Source organism: Vibrio wakamikoensis (genome assembly GCF_050337275.1).
GTDB lineage: Bacteria > Pseudomonadota > Gammaproteobacteria > Enterobacterales > Vibrionaceae > Vibrio > Vibrio chaetopteri.
This window is the reverse complement of record NZ_JAKJST010000012.1, coordinates 446,445-468,074: the sequence shown is the minus strand read 5'-3', so window position 1 is coordinate 468,074 and position 21,630 is coordinate 446,445. Positions and strand designations below refer to the sequence as shown.

The 21,630-nt window shown below is 45.2% G+C and carries 27 protein-coding genes; 8 read left to right on the top strand and 19 right to left on the bottom strand.

What is annotated here, in order from left to right; translation table 11 throughout:
- Positions 1-8 precede the first annotated feature (8 nt).
- The 4 genes from L4C42_RS02870 to L4C42_RS02855 form a co-directional block, all read right to left on the bottom strand.
- The gene (locus L4C42_RS02870; RefSeq protein ID WP_429759253.1) at positions 9-479 is read right to left on the bottom strand and encodes an RES family NAD+ phosphorylase; all 471 of its coding nucleotides are present in this window, start codon (positions 477-479) and stop codon (positions 9-11) included.
- Positions 479-922 (bottom strand): Xre family toxin-antitoxin system antitoxin, encoded by a 444-nt coding sequence (locus L4C42_RS02865; protein WP_353496130.1) that lies wholly within the window; start codon positions 920-922, stop codon positions 479-481. The genes L4C42_RS02870 and L4C42_RS02865 overlap by 1 nt, the downstream gene beginning before the upstream one ends.
- 123 nt (positions 923-1,045) lie before the next feature.
- The gene (nagK, locus tag L4C42_RS02860; RefSeq protein ID WP_353496129.1) at positions 1,046-1,954 is read right to left on the bottom strand and encodes an N-acetylglucosamine kinase; all 909 of its coding nucleotides are present in this window, start codon (positions 1,952-1,954) and stop codon (positions 1,046-1,048) included.
- A gap of 153 nt (positions 1,955-2,107) precedes the next feature.
- A complete protein-coding gene (locus L4C42_RS02855; protein ID WP_353496128.1) occupies positions 2,108-2,869 on the bottom strand; it encodes a tRNA-uridine aminocarboxypropyltransferase in 762 nt (253 codons plus the stop codon).
- Between the two features lie 69 nt (positions 2,870-2,938).
- Here L4C42_RS02855 and L4C42_RS02850 point away from each other — a divergent pair, with 69 nt between their 5' ends.
- Entirely contained in the window at positions 2,939-3,739 is an 801-nt protein-coding gene (locus tag L4C42_RS02850) for a sterol desaturase family protein (protein ID WP_429759250.1), read from the top strand.
- A gap of 33 nt (positions 3,740-3,772) precedes the next feature.
- Here L4C42_RS02850 and L4C42_RS02845 read toward each other — a convergent pair whose 3' ends face one another.
- The gene (locus L4C42_RS02845) at positions 3,773-5,818 is read right to left on the bottom strand and encodes a methyl-accepting chemotaxis protein (protein WP_353496126.1); all 2,046 of its coding nucleotides are present in this window, start codon (positions 5,816-5,818) and stop codon (positions 3,773-3,775) included.
- 143 nt (positions 5,819-5,961) lie between these two features.
- Here L4C42_RS02845 and L4C42_RS02840 point away from each other — a divergent pair, with 143 nt between their 5' ends.
- Positions 5,962-6,432, top strand: coding sequence for a C40 family peptidase (locus L4C42_RS02840; protein WP_353496125.1), 471 nt, complete (start codon positions 5,962-5,964; stop codon positions 6,430-6,432).
- 40 nt (positions 6,433-6,472) lie between these two features.
- Here L4C42_RS02840 and L4C42_RS02835 read toward each other — a convergent pair whose 3' ends face one another.
- Positions 6,473-6,817 (bottom strand): DUF3802 family protein, encoded by a 345-nt coding sequence (locus tag L4C42_RS02835; RefSeq protein WP_042498691.1) that lies wholly within the window; start codon positions 6,815-6,817, stop codon positions 6,473-6,475.
- 179 nt (positions 6,818-6,996) lie between these two features.
- On the opposite strand from L4C42_RS02835, the gene L4C42_RS02830 reads away from it, so the two are divergent.
- Entirely contained in the window at positions 6,997-7,863 is an 867-nt protein-coding gene (locus tag L4C42_RS02830; protein WP_353496124.1) for a fructosamine kinase family protein, read from the top strand.
- Positions 7,864-7,873: 10 nt separating this feature from the next.
- On the opposite strand, the gene L4C42_RS02825 is transcribed toward L4C42_RS02830, so the two are convergent.
- From L4C42_RS02825 to L4C42_RS02805, 5 genes are all read right to left on the bottom strand, one after another.
- Complete coding sequence (locus tag L4C42_RS02825) at positions 7,874-8,929, bottom strand: GNAT family N-acetyltransferase (protein ID WP_353496123.1); 1,056 nt, start codon at positions 8,927-8,929, stop codon at positions 7,874-7,876.
- The gene (locus tag L4C42_RS02820; protein WP_353496122.1) at positions 8,926-9,303 is read right to left on the bottom strand and encodes a GFA family protein; all 378 of its coding nucleotides are present in this window, start codon (positions 9,301-9,303) and stop codon (positions 8,926-8,928) included. Before L4C42_RS02820 ends, L4C42_RS02825 begins: the two co-directional genes overlap by 4 nt.
- 12 nt (positions 9,304-9,315) lie before the next feature.
- Positions 9,316-10,044 (bottom strand): SDR family oxidoreductase, encoded by a 729-nt coding sequence (locus L4C42_RS02815; RefSeq protein WP_353496121.1) that lies wholly within the window; start codon positions 10,042-10,044, stop codon positions 9,316-9,318.
- Positions 10,045-10,050: 6 nt separating this feature from the next.
- The gene (locus L4C42_RS02810; RefSeq protein WP_353498689.1) at positions 10,051-10,650 is read right to left on the bottom strand and encodes a LysE/ArgO family amino acid transporter; all 600 of its coding nucleotides are present in this window, start codon (positions 10,648-10,650) and stop codon (positions 10,051-10,053) included.
- A gap of 71 nt (positions 10,651-10,721) precedes the next feature.
- On the bottom strand, positions 10,722-10,913 hold the full coding sequence (locus L4C42_RS02805; protein ID WP_353496120.1) for a CPXCG motif-containing cysteine-rich protein: 192 nt from the start codon (positions 10,911-10,913) through the stop codon (positions 10,722-10,724).
- A gap of 101 nt (positions 10,914-11,014) precedes the next feature.
- Here L4C42_RS02805 and L4C42_RS02800 point away from each other — a divergent pair, with 101 nt between their 5' ends.
- The 4 genes from L4C42_RS02800 to L4C42_RS02785 are packed head-to-tail and all read left to right on the top strand — an operon-like array spanning position 11,015 to position 16,110.
- Positions 11,015-12,031 carry a nucleoside hydrolase gene (locus L4C42_RS02800; protein WP_418642237.1) on the top strand — a complete coding sequence of 339 codons (1,017 nt, stop codon included), beginning with the start codon at positions 11,015-11,017 and terminating at the stop codon, positions 12,029-12,031.
- A 32-nt stretch (positions 12,032-12,063) separates the two neighbouring features.
- A complete protein-coding gene (locus L4C42_RS02795; RefSeq protein WP_353496118.1) occupies positions 12,064-13,416 on the top strand; it encodes a hypothetical protein in 1,353 nt (450 codons plus the stop codon).
- Positions 13,416-14,855 carry a hypothetical protein gene (locus L4C42_RS02790; protein WP_353496117.1) on the top strand — a complete coding sequence of 480 codons (1,440 nt, stop codon included), beginning with the start codon at positions 13,416-13,418 and terminating at the stop codon, positions 14,853-14,855. Before L4C42_RS02795 ends, L4C42_RS02790 begins: the two co-directional genes overlap by 1 nt.
- Positions 14,848-16,110, top strand: a complete 1,263-nt coding sequence (locus L4C42_RS02785) for a cysteine dioxygenase (RefSeq protein WP_429759244.1) — start codon at positions 14,848-14,850, stop codon at positions 16,108-16,110. The genes L4C42_RS02790 and L4C42_RS02785 overlap by 8 nt, the downstream gene beginning before the upstream one ends.
- 63 nt (positions 16,111-16,173) lie before the next feature.
- On the opposite strand, the gene L4C42_RS02780 is transcribed toward L4C42_RS02785, so the two are convergent.
- The 7 genes from L4C42_RS02780 to L4C42_RS02750 form a co-directional block, all read right to left on the bottom strand.
- Positions 16,174-16,512: a hypothetical protein gene (locus tag L4C42_RS02780; RefSeq protein ID WP_429759242.1), complete on the bottom strand. Its 339-nt coding sequence runs from the start codon at positions 16,510-16,512 to the stop codon at positions 16,174-16,176.
- A gap of 8 nt (positions 16,513-16,520) precedes the next feature.
- Entirely contained in the window at positions 16,521-16,976 is a 456-nt protein-coding gene (locus tag L4C42_RS02775; protein ID WP_353496114.1) for a GNAT family N-acetyltransferase, read from the bottom strand.
- Between the two features lie 199 nt (positions 16,977-17,175).
- Entirely contained in the window at positions 17,176-17,586 is a 411-nt protein-coding gene (arfB, locus tag L4C42_RS02770; protein ID WP_353496113.1) for an alternative ribosome rescue aminoacyl-tRNA hydrolase ArfB, read from the bottom strand.
- Between the two features lie 6 nt (positions 17,587-17,592).
- Positions 17,593-17,889, bottom strand: a complete 297-nt coding sequence (locus tag L4C42_RS02765) for a Dabb family protein (RefSeq protein WP_353496112.1) — start codon at positions 17,887-17,889, stop codon at positions 17,593-17,595.
- A gap of 83 nt (positions 17,890-17,972) precedes the next feature.
- Positions 17,973-18,599: a LysE family translocator gene (locus L4C42_RS02760; RefSeq protein ID WP_418642240.1), complete on the bottom strand. Its 627-nt coding sequence runs from the start codon at positions 18,597-18,599 to the stop codon at positions 17,973-17,975.
- Between the two features lie 51 nt (positions 18,600-18,650).
- Positions 18,651-18,938 (bottom strand): carboxymuconolactone decarboxylase family protein, encoded by a 288-nt coding sequence (locus L4C42_RS02755; RefSeq protein ID WP_418642241.1) that lies wholly within the window; start codon positions 18,936-18,938, stop codon positions 18,651-18,653.
- 178 nt (positions 18,939-19,116) lie between these two features.
- Entirely contained in the window at positions 19,117-20,820 is a 1,704-nt protein-coding gene (locus L4C42_RS02750; RefSeq protein ID WP_429759238.1) for a mechanosensitive ion channel family protein, read from the bottom strand.
- A gap of 183 nt (positions 20,821-21,003) precedes the next feature.
- Here L4C42_RS02750 and L4C42_RS02745 point away from each other — a divergent pair, with 183 nt between their 5' ends.
- The gene (locus L4C42_RS02745; RefSeq protein ID WP_353496107.1) at positions 21,004-21,255 is read left to right on the top strand and encodes a GlsB/YeaQ/YmgE family stress response membrane protein; all 252 of its coding nucleotides are present in this window, start codon (positions 21,004-21,006) and stop codon (positions 21,253-21,255) included.
- A gap of 70 nt (positions 21,256-21,325) precedes the next feature.
- Here the strand turns inward: L4C42_RS02745 and L4C42_RS02740 are convergent, their stop codons facing one another.
- Positions 21,326-21,481, bottom strand: coding sequence for a hypothetical protein (locus L4C42_RS02740; protein WP_429759236.1), 156 nt, complete (start codon positions 21,479-21,481; stop codon positions 21,326-21,328).
- Between the last annotated feature and the right edge of the window lie 149 nt (positions 21,482-21,630).

The window sequence follows — 21,630 nt, the reverse complement described above, 5'->3', positions numbered from 1 at the left end:
TGATTATCTTAACCAAGCAAACGAGGATCCGGCTCAAAGTTGAGCTTAACGACGTTAAGTTTCTCTAAGTCAAAATCAGGATGAGCGAGATTTAGCAGGCAATTGAACTCTCGCGGTACGATAGTCGAAGGGATTTTAAGAAAAAGACTTATGTCACTGCCTATCCATTCATCACCAATTTGTGCGGTCGACGCCGGTACCGGATCTTCTTGCCAATCATCCGGCAAATAGCTTTGGTCAAGTTCGATGATCGCATTATCGTCCACATCAATACGATACAACTCATAGTCATTGAGCAGCTCAGAATCGTTGAGATGCACCAGCACTTCTAAAATGGCCAATGACTCGGACGTTGCGAGATACACACATCGCATGCCTGCCGAGTTCCATCGCCCACCATAGCGCCGCGCCCCCTCACCATCAAAGACTTGCTCTATGCTTGTGGCGAATTTTCTCTTTACAATTCGATACAACTGCATTAATTGAAAACGCCATGCTCGAGGCGGCCAATTACGCTTAGTACTTCTTCGGTTTCAGCACTGGTTTTCAACATGTCGCTCGGCGCGATGTACCCTAATGCCTTCACTGGGTTGTGCATCCACTGAAACGCTTTGATTTTATTGTTCTCAAACAAACGCAGTGACGCATTGTAGACTTCGGCATATCGGTAAAGCCTGTCACTTTCATCTGAAGAGAATTTACCATCCTTCGCTCGGCGGCTCAGTGTTGCGCTTTTGATGTTGGTGATACGAGCGAGCTCTTTTTTCTCTATCCCCGTCGCTGTCGCGAGCTTTTGGTAGGTTGCAAAGTCGAAGCCTGCTTCAATCGCTTCATAGAGTTTGCGCCCTCTTGGAGGCACGCCAATCTGCGACCAAAAGCTAGCCTTTGAACGAGAAGGAACGAATTTAGTTGAAGCACTCATTTAAACCACCACTTGATATACTCTTAACGTATCAAATGATAGATCACTTTCGCTTTGACGACAACTCCCACCTAAAAACAGAAAAGGCGACCCACTGGGTCGCCTTACTTAAAACGATGGTAATTACTTAATGTTCAAGAATGCTGCGCCGCGAACGCCGCCTGAATCGCCGTGTTTCGCTTTCACAATCTTAGGGCATTTAGCCACAGACATTAAATATTTTGGCACGCGCTTAGGCATTTCTTCGTAAATCAAATCGAAGTTAGACAGACCACCACCAAGTGTCACGACATGTGGATCATTTCCGGTGAAGATGTTCGCAAAGCAGATAGCTAACAGTTCCATGAACATGTCGACAAATTCAGTCGCCTCTGCATCACCAGCTTCACGCGCTTTAATAATATCAATCGCTTTCTTGCTCTCGCCATAATAATTAGCATAAAGAAGCTCAAAGCCACGACCTGACAGGTAATTGTCCAAGCAACCTTTTTTACCGCAACCGCAATCCAGAAGAGGTGCTTTTTCTCCTAGATGGAACCATGCATCAATAGGCAAGCGCATATGGCCTAACTCACCAGCAACGTTGTTACGACCTGAGAATACTTTTCCTTCGTAAATCAAACCGCCACCAAAACCAGTACCCAGGATCAACCCCATCACTGAAGGCGAATCTTTAAGTTCATCATCCCAAGCTTCAGAAAGCGCAAAACAGTTTGCGTCATTTTCTAACTTCACTTCACGACCAATTTTTTGTTGTAGGTCGTGACGTAACGGTTTACCTTTCGCACAGCCGATATTTACTGTCAGTACGGTACCGTCGTCCGCATCTTCCATACCAGGAAGACCGAGACCCACTTTCCCTTCTGTACCCAACTCTGCGTCGTATTTCGCAACTAAACCCGCTAACGTATCGACCAATACTTGATAATCATCAACTGGTGTTGGAACGCGCTCAGTGGCTACACGTTCTAGTTTTTCGTTGAAAGCACCAAACTCAATTTTTGTGCCGCCGACGTCAAAGCCGTAATACATGAAAACTCTCCTTGAAACCTCAATCTGAGGCGAAAAAAATAGAATAACTGATGGCATTATCCATATCCCTACCCCCTCAAACCGTGATGCAGCCCCAATTTATACCTTTGCTTGCACCGCTTGGCTAACAAGTCGTCACCTAAATGGACACTATTAGAGCAACGTCTCGTTTTTTATTAGAGCTATGAAATTATTTAACTCTGGACGAGTGAGATCAGGAGAGAAGCGAGTCTTACTTAACATGTAGCTTTCACGAAAAGCAGCAAACCAAAGAGCGAGTGTATTGGCGGTTTTCTCTTCGCCAAATTGCTCAAATACTAAACTGGCCACTTCTGCGGTCGCTAGGTGGTCTTCATTCTCAGACTTGCGCATTACGTAATTCGACACGGCTTCTGGTTTGATAGAACAAACTGGGAACCTGTCCAAATACGGCGATTTGCGAAACATTCTTCGTGCTTCTCGCCAACTGCCGTCCAAAAAGATAAACAGTGGCTTTTTACCTTCAGATAAAGTCGTATTTAACTCAGATTGCGCACCCATTTCTAGAACACGCGTTTTATCATCTACATAATCTTCTGGAAAGATTATAATCGGCTGTAAGGTCTCATCATTTAACACCGCCAACATGTCTGCATTTGGCTCAGTACGATGCCAAGGAAACGCATAGCCTTGCTCAACCGTATCAAGTATTAAACGCCCAGTATTGCTTGGTTTTAAGATCTCTGCATCAGAGACCAACAGCATGACCGCAATATCAAGGTTCGGTACGGGTTGGTGTTCGCAGATACAGTATTGCTTGGCGATTTGGCAGGTTTTACAACGTTCAACTTTTGCTCCGCGGGCGTTGAATGGTTTGGTGGCTGCGGCAAGTCGCTCGTCATACATGGCGTGGAAGGCGTGGCGTCTCATAATCATGGTACTTTGACAAAAGGTGGCGGGATTCTACTCTGCCAACGTGCGTTAGTAAAAGGAAACTCAATAGCAATGGAAAACAGTGACACTATTCGCCTAGCGATCTTTCTTTCTGTATTAGTGCTCTGCGCTGTCTGGGAGTGGGCAGTCCCAAGAAAGGCGCGAACGCGCAGCCGTTTATTACGTTGGAGTAACAATCTCGCGCTCGTAGGGTTTAACTCTTTAACCTTAGCGGTTGCCATGCCCCTTTTAGCGATTGAAGCATCTTTGCGCGCGGCTCAACTTCAAGTGGGGCTTTTCAACCACCTTGCCTTGCCCTTATGGCTGGTAGTACCAATCAGCGTCATCTTGCTTGATGGCGTTATCTACTTTCAGCATGTCGTGTTCCATCGACTGCCCATACTTTGGCGATTACACCGCATGCATCACGCGGATAGAGATATAGACGTCACCACCGGTGCTCGCTTCCACCCCATTGAAATTGTGCTATCGATGTGGATCAAAATTGGCGTAGTGATGGCGCTTGGGATCCCACCTGTTGCAGCATTGGTGTTTGAGATTGTTCTTAATGCGAGCGCGATGTTTAATCACAGCAATGCCAAGCTGCCTGCACCCGTAGACAAAGCTCTAAGAAAAATCGTGGTGACTCCGGATTTTCATCGCGTTCATCACTCGGTAATACCCAAGGAGACACACTCCAACTTTGGTTTCTTTTTGTCGGTATGGGATCGCTGGTTTGGCACCTATCGCGCTCAGCCAGAGCTTGGACACGATAAGGTGGAGATAGGCATTCCAGAATTTGCGGCTAAAAACGAGCAGAGGCTGGATAAGTTACTTACCCAGCCTTTTAGGAACGATCGCGAGTCTAATTAGGTTAAACCGCTATTCGTTTAAACTGCTGTTCGTTCAAACGGATAGACGATTGAGCTCGTACTTGTGAAGCATTGCTTGCTGGTGGCCTGCGATATCAGCCACCTGCTCAGCACTTTCAACCATAGACTCAAGCTGCATATTTGAATGCTCACCTTGGTCGGTGACATGAACAATGGCGCGCCCTACTTCTGCTGTCGCTCGCTCTTGCTCTTCGGTTGCCACAGATACTTGCTCCGCTCGTTCTCGAATATGATTCACAGACAGCGCAATATCTGAGAACGACGTTTTGACTCGCTCACTAGAATCTAGGGCGTGATTCATTTCAGCTCGAGACTCGATAACAGATTGTCTCGAATCTTGGGCGGCGTCCATCAGCTCAGCCATCATTTGGCGAATATTGGTGGTTTGCTCTGAGGTATCGCTCGCGAGCTTGCGTACTTCATCCGCAACAACGGCAAAGCCGCGTCCCATTTCACCCGCTCGCGCCGCTTCAATGGCAGCGTTGAGCGCTAACAAGTTGGTGTTGTCTGCAATACCACTGATCATATCGACCATTTCTTGGATTTGCTTTACTTTACCATCCAACTCATTCATCGAGGTTTCATTGTTGCCGAGTGTCGTTTCAAGGGTATGCAAACGTTGCTGATTCTCCTCGACCGCTTTTAGCCCCAGAGAAGCAAACTCTTCTGCCTGCTGCGAATCAGAAAATGAGGACGTCGTCACGGTCGCGATTTCTTTGATTGACGCTTCCAACTGAGTCACTGTAGCAACCATGCTATCGAGAGATTCGTTTTGCGCTAGCAAACTGCTTCGCGTCGATTCTGCTGCGCCATGACTGATTTCTGCGGTTTGGTACAAGGTTTCACAGTTACGGGTAACCACTTCGATTGAGTCATGGGTCGACTCAATAACCTGATTCAACTTTCTGGCAATATCACGCATTTCCGAGGGACCTGAAAGCTCTACGACGCCCGTTAAGTCGTGCTCAACCAAACGTTTTAGCTGCCTAGTAATACTCTTAAGTGCGCGATTAACCCAGCGGCGCAGTCCAAAGAACAATCCAAAAACAACCATCACTAACACGGCTGTGGTAATGATTAGAGTGTAAATATTGGTTTGAATGGTGCTGTTTACCACGGATTGACTCTCATCAATGAGCCCTTCCGCTGTTGTCGAAATGGCTGACAAGATCTGCGTGGTCTCATTTGCCAGCACAGCGGCTTTGGCGAGTTCTTCACGCTGTATAGTCGCAATCTCCAACCGTTCAATGATCTGACGAACCACACCGCTTTGCTTAAACCCTGCTTTCACCATGTCATAGGGCGCAGTAAAACTTGGAAACTCGCTGATTTCTGGATGCCACTCTTCAAACTGATCGTAGGCTAAATTGATGCTTGCATAGCGATTGCGCATCTGACGATATTCGCCATTAGCCTTTTTCAGATCGGTCTGCATCATCAGCATCAAGAATGCGCTCTCTAGAGAACTAGCAGCCGTCACCACTCGTGTAGCGGCATCGGCCGAAGACGGATTGTTTTGTGTAAACAGCAAGCTGATGCGATTCATTTCTTGACCAAGCGTACTGATGGCATATCGAAAGCCGGCCACTTCTTTATCGATATCTGCACTCATGGCCAGTATTTGCGATTGGTATGCCAGAATCGCTTGAGTGCTTCTTTGAAGTTCAACAATTTTCTGCCCAAGGAGCTCTCGTTGCTCCTGTGTAACGGCATTGCCCAACTCCGAGGCAATGGCGTATAGGTTTTCAACCTTTTGATTACTTTGCTCGACAAGCTGCGTGATGCGTTGGCGGATCTGCTCTAACTCTTCTGTCGACTCAAGCTGTGTACCATAGTTAAGCAGTTTTACTTGTTCCAGTACATCTTGCGTCAATGCGGCATTATTAAGAGACAGTGGAAGGGCTTTTTCTGATAAATTGTCAAACTGTTGCTTAACTTGATTAAGGCCATTGGTGCTCAGTACACTCGCGCCGACAAAAATTAGAATAATTGTTAAGAAGATAGCACTCAAAGAGTGAATCAAAGAGATGGCACGTTTTCCCTTGTCTGGGGTTTTCATAAACAATCCGTCGAGTTGATCCATTAAACGGTAACCAAATAAGTAATAGGTTCGTACTATTTAATAACTTGGTATAGAATTATCAGGATATTAGTAATCCTTAGTGACATTTTTATTACGTTTAGATGTAAGCAGTGTGACAGATGAAATTTGTTAAATCATTGATTTTATACGGTATGGTAGTTTTCGTATCGGCGTGCTCTAATCAGCCAGAGCGAGCGGAACATACAAGGCAACACTACAATACCCCAGATAATGCGCCCTTCCTCGCTGAATATAAAAAATGGCAAGGTGTTCCATATCGTTTGGGCGGCACCAATTATTCCGGCGTTGACTGCTCAGCATTTGTTCAAGCGGTCTATCAAGACGCCTATTCTCTCTCATTACCACGGACTACAGCGCAGCAAGTCAAAGTAGGTGAAAAAATCGCCTACAAGAGTGCGCAAAGTGGAGATTTAGTCTTTTTTAAAACTGGTAGAAAAACCCGTCACGTAGGAATATATTTAGGTGGCAATACGTTTATGCATGCTTCGACATCAAAAGGGGTAGTGCTTTCTCGCTTAGATAACCCATACTGGGCATCGACGTTTTGGCACTTTAGAAGTGTTCAATAACGTTTCTCTCTGTAATTCGATACAGAGAGAAACGCCTAGATTAATCGTATTTTGCCACCGCAGTGTCAAATAGATTTTTTACTAGTGCGATATATTCCTCAAGAAAAGCGACTTGTTCATTGGTCGCCTTTTTGTTCCAAACGCCCGCTAACACTTCTTCCAGATCCTGGATAACTAAATCCACTTCCTTAAGAAGTTTAAAGCGTACACTGGCATGAAGCTCTGGGTTTTGTTCGAAGACCGCCATAATATTTGAGGCAACCATATCCGTTGATACGTCCTCAATGGTCTCTTCTCCTGTATCCCCCAACTCTGAGGTAAACACACTTAGATTGAGCGCAAGGTGTTCAATAAGTGCTTGATAGCCGTCAGTATCTACAACCACGACTGCTCTCCTAGCAATGACAATAATGACAAGATCTTCACCATAGCAAACCTAAGTCACGTTTGTAAGAACACAAAGGAAAATTCGGGTGTCACGTCAATGATTCTGTGCGCTGACAGTATGTTATGTAAGCAATATTGTTCTACACTAGCCATAGTGTTGGCAGGTGGGAGACGTTTATGTGGCAAGCAATTTCAGATCAGCTTTCAGAAACTCTAATGTTTGAGTTCAATATCTCCGAGCGCATTAAAATGAGCGGCGGGGACATTAATCAGTGTTACATGATCAGCGATGGTGATCAGCGTTACTTCGTCAAAATCAATGACAAAGACTTTATCGCGAAATTTGAAATCGAAGCCGACAATCTCACTGCCCTAAGAGAAACCAACACGGTTCATGTACCTGAACTGGTTCACATTGGTAAAACCAAAGAGTGTGCCTTTATCGTACTCAATTACATACCTGTAAAACCCTTAGATACTGGCCCTGCTAGTTACCAGCTTGGAGAGGAACTTGCCAAACTACACAAGTGGGGCGAGCAAAAGGAGTTTGGGTTCGATCAAGACAACTATATTGGCACCACACTGCAACCTAATCAGTGGCACAAAAAGTGGTCACGATTCTTCTCTGAGCAGCGAATTGGCTGGCAACTTCAGCTTCTAAAAGAAAAACAAATCACATTCACAGATATCGATGAATTTGTTGAACTGGTTAACGAACAGCTTTCCGGGCACAATCCCAAACCGTCTTTACTACACGGTGACCTTTGGTATGGCAATGCGGCTAATACCGCGTTTGGACCAATATGCTATGACCCAGCGAGCTATTGGGGTGATAGAGAATGTGATTTAGCAATGACAGAGCTTTTCGGCGGGTTTAGGCAGGAGTTCTACGACGGATACGAAAGTATTTTGGCGATCGAGCCTATGTACGAGTACCGCAAGCACATCTACAACTTGTATCATTTGCTCAATCACTGCAATTTGTTTGGTGGTGAATATTTGGATCAAGCAGAGAAGCTTATCACCACCATCCAATCATCGTAATAGCCACCTTTTAGTCGAGGTCAACCAAAGACATGCGGCTTTGCTCCCGATAGAGAATATCTTCTAATCGAACAAAGCCGTTTTCATTATGTGAAATAGAACTCACATTAAGCCAGTTCGTTCTCAATCCCGCACGCCTTGCTGGCAGTATATCTCGTTCAAGTTGATCTCCAGTCATTACGAGTTGACTGGTATCTGTATTGAGCTTAAAGGCAATGCGTGGGTAAAAATCCTCATCATCTTTGCCGACACCAAGGTTGCTGAAACAGAAGTACCCAGATAAGTATTCAGCAAGCTGCGCTCTTTCAAAGGCTCTTTTTACATCCTCTTCTGCAGAATCTTTGGCATTGGTTGCGACATAAATGGGGCAGTATTTTGCGAGCCCACTTAATAGCGCTTTCGCCCCCTCCACCTGCTGAATTTTTTGCCAATCGCACATCTTGCCACTTTGGCTGGGGTCATCGACCATGAGTGTATCGCCCCAATCAAACAAGTAAATATGATCACGTTGACGCCAAAGCTTTTCTAGTTCACGCCACTCCTCTCGCAGCACGCCATACTTAACGCTGTCGTAATAGTGCCCTTGATAGTAACGAACCTTGCGCAGGCGCGCTTCCTGGGTCATACCAAGTTTTAGCGCACACTTCATCATTCGCGGATTGCCGCTCCATGTAGTCAGCCCTACTCGCTCTATATCTAGAGTATTGAACAGATAACTCACCCATGGGATCAGCGCTTTCATGCCAATGCCACAGCCCCAAAGTCGGGAGTCATAAACCAGTACTCCAACTTCAAGCCAACGGGTTTTTTGGTCTTCCCAGTAACAACTTACCGTTCCGACGACTCTTTGATGATACTCAATAACAAGCGCTTCATTACCCAACATGAGTTTGGAGAAGTAACCCTCGCTAAACTGCTCACGCGTTGGACGCTGATAACCAAAGTAAGGACCATTAAGCTTCGTCCAAGCTTCATCCTCTGTCATAAGTTGATAGAGCGGTTCAAAGTCTTGCTCTGTAGCGACCCGAAGCGTGATATCTTGAAAACTCAACCTCTCTTGATTCATACCTTGCGCACCTCACTTTCATCAAGAAAACACCAAGACTCAGCTCCATCGAAATATTTAACCTGGGTAGATTTAAGGCCATCCGCCATTCTAAAGTTGATGGCCGTTCTCGGGGTCGATGAGCTATCAGCAGACTCATAATGAGTAACGCAACCACACACAGCGCAGTGATGAAAATCGATACAGCCATCCCCCCAGCGATAAGCTACTGTCTCTTTCGCTATTTCAACCATCACGTCTTTTGGTTGAAAATAACCCCAAAGCGCGGCATAGCGTCGACAAATTGAGCAATTACAGCAGGTGACCGATTCAGGCCAATGGTCAAAAGAAAGCTGCACATTTCCACAATGACAACTGAGCGCTTGTTGTTTCATACATTTGTTTCCTTACTTTCCGCCAGATACATCCACGAATGTGCCCGTCACAAAAGAAGCCTCTTCTGATATCAGCCATGAAATTGCATTGGCAACTTCCTCCGCTTCACCTCCCCGGCCGAGTGGGATCTGCGACTCTAATCGTTTAACTCTTTCTGGCTCTCCGCCATCGGCATGCATTTCCGTATTAATCAGTCCCGGGCGCACCCCGTTTACACGAATATTTCTACCGGCTAGTTCGGACGCTAACCCTCTAGTAAGAGTATCCACCGCTCCTTTACTGGCGGCATAATCCAGGTACTCAAATGGTGACCCGGTAACCGATGCGCGAGAAGAAACATTCACTATGCTTCCCCCATTCATGTATTTAATTGCTTCACGGGCGCATAGTAGTGTTCCAGTCACATTAGTCGCTAAGATTTGAGTAATACGCTCCGCGGTAATCTGCTCAAGGGTGCACTGCGTACTTAAGATCCCTGCATTATTCACTAACCCATAAATCTCGCCATGCTCTGCATAGATGGAGTCAAACATGGAAACAACTGAATCCTCACTGGCAATATTCACCTGATAACTACACGCTTCTCCACCATCTCGTCGTATATCACTAACCACCTGCTCTGCTCGCTTGGCGTTTGATAAGAAGTTAACGACCACTCTATAGCCTTTAGCCGCTAACAGTTTGGATGTAGCAGCGCCAATGCCTCTGCTTCCACCGGTAACCACAATTAATTTACTCATTTCCACCTAACCTGAAATCAAAGACAATGCAATCGCGAGCATGATAAAGCCCACTAGCCCCTCCAAAATCTTCCATGAAATAGGCTTATGAAAAATTGGAGTGAGGAGCCTGGCGCCATATCCTAGCGAAAAGAAAAAGACGAATGAGGCCGTTACCGCACCAAGGCCGAACGAGAATTGCTGAGGGGCATATTGCGTTGAGATAGAACCTAGAAGAACGACGGTGTCTAGGTAAACATGAGGGTTGAGCCATGTTAATGCTAAACAAATAAGCACTGTTTTCATCAGACTGGCGTTGCTATCCCCTTCAGGATCTAGCTGATGGTTGCTTGAAATTGCAGAGCGAAAACTCTGAAAGCTGTAGATAAAGAGAAATGCCGCGCCTGCATATCGAGCAACCGTTTCGACAGAAGGATAGGCTTCAATCACTGCTCCAAAGCCACTCACACCGGCGGTAATCAGCAAAGCATCAGAAACCGCACAGACCGCGCAAACTGCAAATACATAATGGCGTTTTAACCCTTGCTTTAAGACAAATGCGTTTTGTGCTCCGATCGCGAGAATTAACGATAAACCTAACGAAAAACCGGTAAAAAAGACCCCAATATCCAAACCAACTCCGAGTTACATCCATATAACAATCTGATGTTTTAGCGCGTAATTAGTTGAATTTCAATCTAAACCTCGTTCTCATGCCGTACAGTCACAAACACGTCTTCACTTTCTAGGGTAACTTCAAACAAAATTGGGCGACAGCAGACATAGCAGTCTTCAATATACTCCTGATTGTCCAACGTGCAATCAATAGAGGTCTCAAACGCCTCCCCGCAATAAGGGCAGTTCACCCGCCATTCTCTGATCGCTTCCATATTCCAATCCTGTTGCTTTTTATCAAGTTTAGAATTTTAACGAGACATTAACAAATCTTGTCCTAGCCTCTATGTGCACAAGCACATATAAGGAGATCACTGTGAATGTTCTAATCGACACCGACGTCGACTTCGATGACTACATGGCAATGCTGTATCTACTGCTACACCCCGAAGTCAATGTGGTTGGGATTTCCGTCACTGGTACAGGTGATGCACACCTCAGTCATGGGCTACACAACGTTAGCAACATGCTCTCGCTAACTGGAAAAGCGGCAGACTTACATATACCAGTCGTCAAAGGGTTTAATGCCCCCATGCGATACAGCAACACCTTTCCCGGAGAAGAACGAGAGGCTGCCGATAACCACTACGACACTCCGTTTCCACATCAAAACATGCATCGTGATTACATAGATGCGATTCCTTTTTTAGAAGAATACATCTTAAGTGCCTCAGAACCCGTTTCGCTACTATGTATCGGTGGTGGAACCACATGGGGGCGATTTCTTGAATACGCAAAAGACAAGCCTAGTTTGTCCAAAGCGTTAAAAGACAAAATCTCTCAAATCATAATGATGGGAGGCAACCTAACGAGTGAGTTCGTCGAGCCTGGTGCTGAAGGGAACATTCAACCAACCTTGTCAGAGCCACCTTGCTATTCCAACAAAGTGGCTGAATGGAACATTTTTGTCGACCCCTTAGGCGCTCAGACAATCATTGAAAGTGATTTGAATCTTACGCTCGTCGCACTCAATGCAACCCAGCAAGTTCCAATTACTCAAGCTTTTGTCGATGAGCTGAATCAAATAGAAAACAACAGTGCACGCTTTCTCACTCAGGTACTCAACAGCCAGTCTATTAAAAAAGGCATTGGCAAGTACCTCGACTTTTGGGACCCCCTCGCCGCTTCAGTCATCACTAATCCTCAATTGATTCAAACTCAATCTTTTCGAATTCGAGTCGAGCAAACCTTAAATGAAGAAAACGATACTTCGGGACAGATTTTGGTCGATCACAACAATGGTTCGTCAGTAAACATTGCCCTTTCGGCCGATGCTGACGCTACCTATTGCAATTATCTAAATACTATAAATAGTGACACCGTCACAAAATGAACCACATTTACGTCAGAACACTAGGAAGCATTATGATACAGATAAACATAAATCGCCTATTACTCACTCTGTGGCTAGCGACCACATCTTTCATAGCGTTTGCAGAATCCCCAGCATGGAATAATGCTGTAAACAAACCACCCACAAATTGGCAGGGGCCTACTTTCAAGCTTAGCGATCAATACCCCACTGAAATGCCAGCAGCCTGCACAGATGTCACGTGCCCTTGGCTAAACATCGACCTTTTCTCTGAGTCGAAAGGTGTCGACTTTAGCGACTCTAGTATTCCAGACTGGTCTAAAGAACCCAAATACAAGGATTATATAACCAGCATCCTCGACTACATCAAACAAGGTCAAACCCGCGACCTCAACAATGACCAAGGATTGATCGTCGACGTAGACGGTCAAACACGATGGTTTCACATACCATGGATGGCTTATGCAAAAGAAACCGGACGTGAATTTGTTCATGGACTCACTAATGAGCGTACCGCTCATTTAAGCGACTTTTATGGTGTAGGTGGCCCTAGCGATGGCGAAGGACGTGGCTTTGAAACGTGGGCTGTGGGTATGTACAACGATATCGGTGCGTACACAATTGGCCAAAGTTTTGATAAAAATGGCCAGCCTATCTTAGAGACAGTTAACGGAATCACCTCGACTAAAGGTATGCCGTTCAAAGAAGGCACTGTGGTCGTCAAATTCCTGTTTTCTAGTGTTACGCCTACTGATGTGGAGTACCTCAAAGGCTCTCCTAAATGGCAGGCTAACCGTCATAAAGAAACAAGTGACAATTATGATAAGTGCAGCCGCACAATTCAAGATGTTCACCTCGTTCAGGTTGATGTCGCGGTTGTCGATAGCCGCTCGCCTACCCGATGGGTCTACGGCACATACGCATACATCAACAACGGCGGAACGACGGTTTGGGATAATCTTCAACCAGTTGGGCTCCAATGGGGTATGGATCCTTGGACATTCCCAGCCGTACCAAAATCTGAATCCATTACTGCGCGTCAAAGCGTCCTCAACAAATCCATTGAGAAGTATGAGCACTTTGGTTGCGAAGACCGCTTAGCAGGCCCCGTAGATAACAAACTCAGCTCTTGCTTATCATGTCATGCTGGCGCATTTGCCAATGTAGATGATACCAACCCTCAAATGGGTGTCACTATTCCCCCTATTTTTGGTTTTGACGGTCTATGTAACCAATACAGCCAAGAGAACGTTAACTACTTCCAAACGACACAGTTCCCGCAAGCTTATAGCGGTGGAAACTATCCAAACCTACTTAATCTAGATACGTCTTTGCAAATGCAAATCGCCGTTCAACAGCATGCGATGTTCGCTGCTAACATGCCAAGAGAGTGTGAGGACAAGTAATGAAAGCGAACCTTATTGCATTAACTCTCTTTACATTGTGTGCAAGTCAAGCACTTGCAGAGAGTCAGGACGAGCTATACCACCATCTTGAACCCAAACTCTCTGGGCACTTGCTTGCCGAAGTGCCCTCGCAACCTTTTGCCGCTTCTGGTGTCGTCAAGAGACCATTCTTCGACTACTTCAACTGGCAAAACTTTATTGCGTTAATGTGGCCATCGAAAGCCAACTCCCATGGTGAACCATTTGAACCCAACAATACGGCCGTTTTTGGTCATTACTCTGATGGGAAGCTTCCCGTATGGCTTGGGTGGAAATCCGCATTTAACCTATTTCCACAAAATGGTGATAAGCCCGTAGCGTGGACAGCTCGCAATGGTACGGCTATTTGCAAAAGTGGAGATTACGAAGGACAACCGGTTTTGGTTAGCGGTTCCAAATTCAGTACGGTTGCAGATGAGTTAGACCAAGCCTTTGGAGGGCCTTTGGTCGATCAAACTGGTCTATTTACCCGCTACGAAGTAAGAGTAAACAAAGTTGAATACGACTTTATTCGAGAAAACGGCTATTACAATCGTAGCGAGTGGCCTAACGAGGCCATCATCATGCCATCAGGTAACGGAAAGGATAAAGAGGGTGTTATAGAGGTCAAAGCCGCATGGCGCGATCTCAGCAAAGTAAACCCGAAGTTCCATTCTCGTTTCTTTACGCTTGATAACGCTGTCGTATCCGTACCAGGTACCTGTGATGACGATAAAAATGCGATGATGCGCTGTGATTGTACTACGACCAAGGTTGGTCTTGTTGGTTTTCATATCGCCCAGAAGACGCCCAACTTCCCACAATGGGTCTGGGCGACCTTCGAACAAGTCGATAACCTAGGCGAAGACCCGTCCACACCCGCAGAGATGACGCCATCCTACTACGACCCTACCTTGTATCAGCGTGAAGCCTCAGTTTTAAGAGCCAATCCCGCGCAACACCCCGGAGCAAGCCGAGTACCAGAACCTGGAGACTTTTCTAATACGACACCCATCAATGTGGTTCGCCTTAGCCAAATTCCTGATACTCCTTTGCGCGAAGACCCTAACAAGCTTGGCTATTCGACCACTGATATGAATACTCGATACCGCAACCTGCTAAAAGGCACCGTTTGGGAGCATTATCAACTAATTGGTTCACAATGGCCTCAATTACCCTCTATTTCTGCCAAAACACCCACCGATGGAGACTTTGGATGTGAAGACGGTACACCCGTTCAAGCGGGCGGCATGCCATTTCCTGAGTGCCAATTGGCCAACATTACTATGGAGACGTATCACCAATACGATAGCTGTATGAACTGCCACCAAGGTGCACAAAGAGCTGGAGCTGATTTTAGCTGGATCCTCGCTACTCGAGCCTATGACGACACTAATTCAAAAGGAAATGACAATGACTGACAAGACAAAAACCAATAGCCCATCCTTAGCCAGTAGTACCGATTTTAGCCACACCAAAAAGCTAGAAAAGGAACTCATTGTCAGAGGGCAAGGTGTTGTCGCCGTAGCGGCGAGTACTGATTGTGAACTCAACTTCTTAGAATTTTGCTTTGGTGAAGGAAAGCGAGCAATGAAGCTCTCTGTAACCAGTATTTCGACAACGATACAAGGGTTAGATGGTTCTGGAGATTGGGTAATACTGGCTGCGAATCATCATGGCATCGATCGCGATCCGCAATGTCAATATTGGCTCAGTATCGATGGTAACAACGCCGTCGTTCGCTATGGTAAAGGTGAGATACGCGGTAATACCGTCTTGTTGGAATACGGGCTTAAACAAGATGAACAATATCTTCGTGCCAATGATATTGATAGCGAAGCTGAAAGCTGGCTTAAAGAAGTGAAAGACGTCGATATTCTGGCTTCAGATAACCGCCTTACCGATAAGGTTCTCATTGACCCCGTAACCATCGACCCTCCGCTGTTTGTCGCCAAAACAGACGATATCAGTATGGATGACATCGCCTTCCAGCACAAAACCGTTGCAGAGAACTTAACCCCAGCCTGTCAGCAGCTGTACGCCAACATCTCAGGTAAGCAATTTACCCTCAATACACAAGCCTTCCCGCAGTTTGAGCAGGCTATTAACGAGAGTATCAATGACGTCAATGGATGGTGTTATCAAACGCTAAAAGCCAAGGCAAACGAGTTTGGCTCCGATGCACCGGAAGAAACCTATTTGCGAATCACAATGGGGGTAAACCTCGGAGAATCACCGGGTATCCCTTTCGTTATGGAGATATGGCCAAGCGAGCATTACTCTCCTATCCACAACCACGGTGATGCTAATGCCATTATCAGGGTGCTGTCTGGTGAAATAACAGTGAAATTATTTGCGATGCTGTCTAAATTTCACGACGATCCGACACCGTTTGCCACTCAAGTGTTTAAACAAGGCGAAGTCACTTGGCTATCACCGGGTCTAAACCAAATTCACCAACTTAAAAACAAAGCGAGCGATGGTAAAGCTTGCATTACTATTCAATGCTACCAGTACAATCGTGATAATACTCAGCATTACGAGTATTTTGATTACCTTAACCCAGAAAAACGCACCATCGAGCAGTTTGCGCCTAACAGCGATATGGGTTTCTTAGAGTTTAAAGCGCGTATGTGGCAAGAATGGCGTGAGCGCCATGGAAGTGAGATTGATTAAGATAAACATGGTTAACCAGTGATGTGCAGGCATCACTGGTTCTTTTCCTGTAAACAAATTGAACTAAGAAAAAATCGACAGTGCAATCGCCATCAACATTGGCATCCCACCTGCAATAAACAGCGATAAACCAAAGCTGTAATTTTGACGATAGTGCTGGTGCTTTTCGCCTTGCAAGTCATGCCCAGTGACCATGCCCTTCATTTTATGCGTTACTATGTCTACATCGTAAGTACGACTGACCTTTCCACCATCCCAAACGAGAGCGGTGACACACCATATTGAAGCGGCATTAAAAAACGCCCCATCCATCAAGTTGGTGACTTTAAAAAACGGGATAAACAAACCTAGCCCAAAGACAGCTAACGCAGCAACGACTATAAGACAAATTAGGTTGAGCATCGTTTCTCCTAAAGCTGTTTGGTCATGAACACACTATTGGGATCGAGCACGTAATCAGCAAAAGGGTCGCATTCAACAAAACCATGGCCGGAATAAAGTGTGCGAGCCGCTGTAAAGTAGTCCTCTGTGCCCGTTTCTAAGCTTAAACGAGAAAAACCCCGCGCAGATGCCTGACTCACAAGATGATTGAGCAGTGTTTTCGCCACCCCTTTGCCTCTCGCATTATGAGCAGTGCGCATCGACTTAATTTCCGCGTGCTCACTGTCCAAAGCTTTCAACGCAATACACCCTAACAACTCTTGCTCGTTCCACGCCGTCCAAAATTCTACGTTAGATTGACGTAGAGCCTCTATATCAAGAGCGTGAACACTTTCCGCCGGTGACGTGGCATACATATCATCTAAGTGCTCTTGAAGTAGAGCTTTAATTTGGTGGCTTTGCAAATCGTCCTTAACAATATCCAACTATCTTTCCTTCGGTTACTAGCTTCAAGCTAACAATATACGACCCCGTATCATGAAATCCATATCTCGTTGAAAATTAACAGCCTTTGCTATGCTTTGTGAGGTTTAGATCTCAAAACTAGACCAGCATACAATCGTTGAAAGTATTGTAAGTCTTAAATACACCTAGGCAGGGATAAGGAGGGTTACAACATTGAATTTACTGTACTCTTCCTCGAAGCGATTTTGTTTGGCTCTTACGCTTTTTGCTATCAACACGTCGCTTTTGGGATGCTCTTGTCGGCTTAGTCGCTCTCCGCGCTTTTTGAACGACTGTCGCAGAAAGTATTATTTTCTTGAGCCGCTCGAGAGCATCTTCACGATTCTGCTCCTGAGTTCTAAATTGTTGAGCCTTTATGATGATGACGCCTTCTTTTGTAATCCTCGAATCGGTTAACGACAGGAGTCTTTCTTTGTAAAAGTCAGGCAATGTAGAACGTTTAATGTCGAAGCGCAGGTGTATCGCAGAGCTGGTTTTATTAACCTTTTGACCACCAGCGCCCATAGAGCGAATGGCTGTGAGCTCAATCTCCCAATCGGCAATCGTAACGGTATTTGAAATATGTAACATGATAGTTTAAAGAGAGTAGTCAAAGACAATAATGTCTTCGAGTAGTGGTCGAAACACGGCTTTGAGCGCGTCATGCTCTGGGTGCGGTAAGTAGTTTTGACGGCCTTGCTCATCGCGAAACGTCATCAACACAGAGTGAGTATACTGTTTATTTTTTCCTTCAAGGCTATCGTTGATGCCCCACTCCACCGCTTCTACTCCGTCAACTTTTGATGGTATTGCCTCAAATAATGACATAAGTGCCTCAACGTCAGCTTCCGTCGCCGTGGATTTGAATTGGATGAGTAATATGTGACGTATCATACCAAGTCCCTATTAATGAATTAACTTTAACGTAATGAATTCATTAGATAGTAACCAAGAAATGGAACCAGTACCACCTAGCATTACCTCTGACGCATCAGTGCTATGGCGAACCCTGAACCAAGAAAAGTAAGGCCAGCGCCGACATTAAGCCCAGACACCACCTTAGGTTTATTCTTGAGCCAAGTTACCAAACGGGATGCAAATACACCCATCAAAGCAAAGCCGACCGAGGTAAGTAATGCGAACCAGCAGCCATAAACGACCATTTGCCATGTCACTGAACCCAGCAATGGATTTACAAACTGAGGCACAAACGCGAGTACAAATAAGCCTGGCTTTGGATTGAGTGCTGCCGATAGAAAACCAGTCGAGAAAATGGATTTTAACGGTGTTGGCTTGGCCGGTTCTAGAGTAAATAAACTTCGCGATCTAAGCACCTTTATTCCTAACCAAATCAGGTACGTTGCGCCAATCAGTTTCACAGCGTAAAAGACCAACTCCGACGTTTGAATAAGTAAGGTCAGCCCAAATGTTGCCGACATCACATGAAACAAGATCCCACAACCAGAAGCAAGGCCAGACACCAAAGCCGCAAGCTTGCCTTGACTGAGTCCCCTGCCTATAGCAAGCAAGTTGTCTGGACCAGGAGATAACACCAGCAACACACATGCGGTGGTATACGCAATAAAGACTTCTATAGGGAACATCATCAACTCCATTTGTGCATCAGAAGCCCAACCGACAATCGGTTGAGAACTTTAATCATAGTCATCTAGTGAAATGTTGTACTTCGTCAGTACTTCTTGCATTTGCAATTTCTTCTGACCAGCAGCGACGGCCATCACTTTCGCTGTTACATCCGAAATCTCACCTTTGGTAATCCCTGCTTTCTTTGCCTCATGTAAATAGTAACGAGTACAAGGCAAACAGTTCATGGCCATTGCGGCGGATAGCCCAACCAAAAGCTCCGTTCTAGTATCGAGATGTTTGTTGTCGTGAGTGGAGCGATAAAAAGCGCTATAGGGTTCCTGATGTTTACCTAACATAATATGATTCCTTTCTATTGAAAATTTAATTCATTCAATACATTAAGAATGAATAAAGCCCAAGAGACGAGCTAAACATCCAACCGTTATGGTCGCACTTTAGCAGCTCTCTTGGGCTAGAAGTTTTGTGAATACAATCGCAATTCACTGTGTGAGTGAAAATACTAAACTCAGCTTATCAATCCGTTAGCTTGTCTTTAATCATATGCAAATGCACATCTTGTTGTGGGAATGGGATCGAAATACCTTCTTTATCAAAACGAAGCTTCACTTCCTTAGTAATGTCCCAATACACATCCCAATAATCGTCTGTTTTTACCCAAGGTCGGACAATAAAATCGACAGATGAAGTATTCAGCGTGTGCACCTTAATCATTGGTTCCGGTGATTTAAGTGTCGCAGGATGAGCCTGAACAATCTCAGTCAGAACCGTTTCTGCTTTTAGCAAGTCATCCCCATAACCGATACCAAAAACCATATCGACTCGTCGTGTGCGCTCATGGGTCACGTTCTTTATCACATCGCCCCAAATCTTGCTATTCGGCACTATGATAATTTGGTTATCAAACGTTCGAATCGTGGTATTCACCAGACTCATGTGGCTTACTTTGCCGTCTACACCTCCTGCAAATACAAAGTCACCAACATCAAACGGACGATAAATAAGTAGCATCATCCCAGCGGCAAAGTTTGACAGTGTATCTTGCAATGCGAAACCGATGATTACACCCGCAATACCGAAACCGGTTAGGATAGGCGCAAGGTTTAAGCCAATCTGAGACAAGCCAACCATAATACCGATCACCCAGACAATATTGCCTGACATCGATACAAAGAAGTTCTGCATTAGGTGGGACAGTTTGAGGTTTTTATTGATCACCGCTTTAGAAACCACTTTCCTCACTAGTTTAACGATAGCGCGAGTTACAAACAGGATTAATAGGAAAATCAACACTTGGAATAACTGTTGCGGCGCATTGTCAGCAAGCCAATCTACCGCCTGACTCCACCAATGGCTAATGAGTGACAGCATCACTTTTCCATCGAGAATGTCTTGGGTAATGTTCCCCGTTATCGAAAAGACTTGGCGCTTATATTCTGATGTGTCTATCCCGACTGCATCACCAAGTACAATAAGATTTCGTAGGCTTTTAGTCTCAATGTTCAAACGTTGCTTTAAAATGAGCTGGCTGGTTTGTAAACCCGCTTTATCCGCTTCTGGTGCGGAAGCAATTTGCGCGCTGATCGCTGTGGCTTGTTGACCAAAATATTCAATTGACGCCGAGGTTAGGCGTAATTTATTGCCAATTAGAAGCTTAAACTCTGCTTCCGCCTCTTCGTCTCGCACATCCAGTTTGTCGAGCCACTCCAAATTTTGCCAGCTAGCATCGTAGCTTGAATTCAAATAGTCTTGAAGCTCACTGTAGGAATTCAAAATTGAAAGCTTATTCTCCTCTTTCGCTCCGTTAAACTCCTCAGAGACGGCGTCGATTTTCTTCTCAAGGTACTCTTTTGCCCCAATAGTATATTGCTGTTGGACTCTCACTTGCTCAATCAACATCTCTTTGGGAAGTGATCCTGCATCAATGGCATTGCCTATTACTTCACGCAACTCATTGTTCTTGTTAAACAAACGAAACTGAATGGCATCTTTTTGATCGCCAGTTGTGACTTTTAATTGCTCAGATAAATCACGAATTTCGCCGTTGACACGTGTTAGAGCGGCTTCCGCTCTCGTTGCCGCGGGAGATGTTGTTTGCGCCGATTCACTCTCTGCAAAGAGAGCTCCACTAAAACAAAGCAAAAATAGCGATAGAAAAATGGCTGACCATCTGCTCTGTAAAGACGAGGCAGAAATAACCGAGGAAAAGGAAACACACATTCAAAACTCCTTGATGGTGCTAAGTTTTTTATTCGTTCCCTAATAATAGAACACTATCGCTTACTGCCCACCATCTCTAAATTGAGATTGTCTATAAGATCACCGTCTGCAACCAATAGCCAACCGTTGAAAATCTACCGATCGTCTATGCTTAAGAAAATTCTCACTTCAAAGGAGGTACACATGGGCATTTTCTCGTGGATTATTCTCGGGCTTATTGCAGGTGCTTTAGCGAAATGGCTGATGCCAGGGAATGACGGTGGTGGTTGGATAAAAACAATGCTCCTCGGAATTGCTGGCGCGTTTGTAGGCGGGTTTATCGGTGGTTTTTTGGGATTTGGCGGTGCAAGTGGAGTAAACATCGGCAGTATAATTACAGCGACGCTCGGTGCGTTCATCCTACTGTTCGTATACAACCGCTTCCTTAAAAACTAAACCGACAAAAACGGATATCAAATACTAACGAGGTAACCAACGCTGGCGTTGGTTACCTTTTATATGTTGGTTAAAGCTTCTTGGTGTTCTTAGAAAACGTAGTAAGGTTTGTGGTTATTACTTGCCCAGACTCCAACTGACAAATTGTGCCAGGTGCTCCACCATTTTCCGCTAAGCTGGAAAATGTTGCCAACATCAGACCTACAGCGATAAGTAGTGACTTCACTCTTCCTCTCCTTGATCATTAGAATGAATTACGGAAACACCGCTTTACTAGATCCCGCTCGCGTATGCTAGTAAGAGGATTGTCACTTTCAAATATGTTTATCAATAGGAGGAATGAGTTTGGCCGATCACATTCAGCAAAAGAGTGCA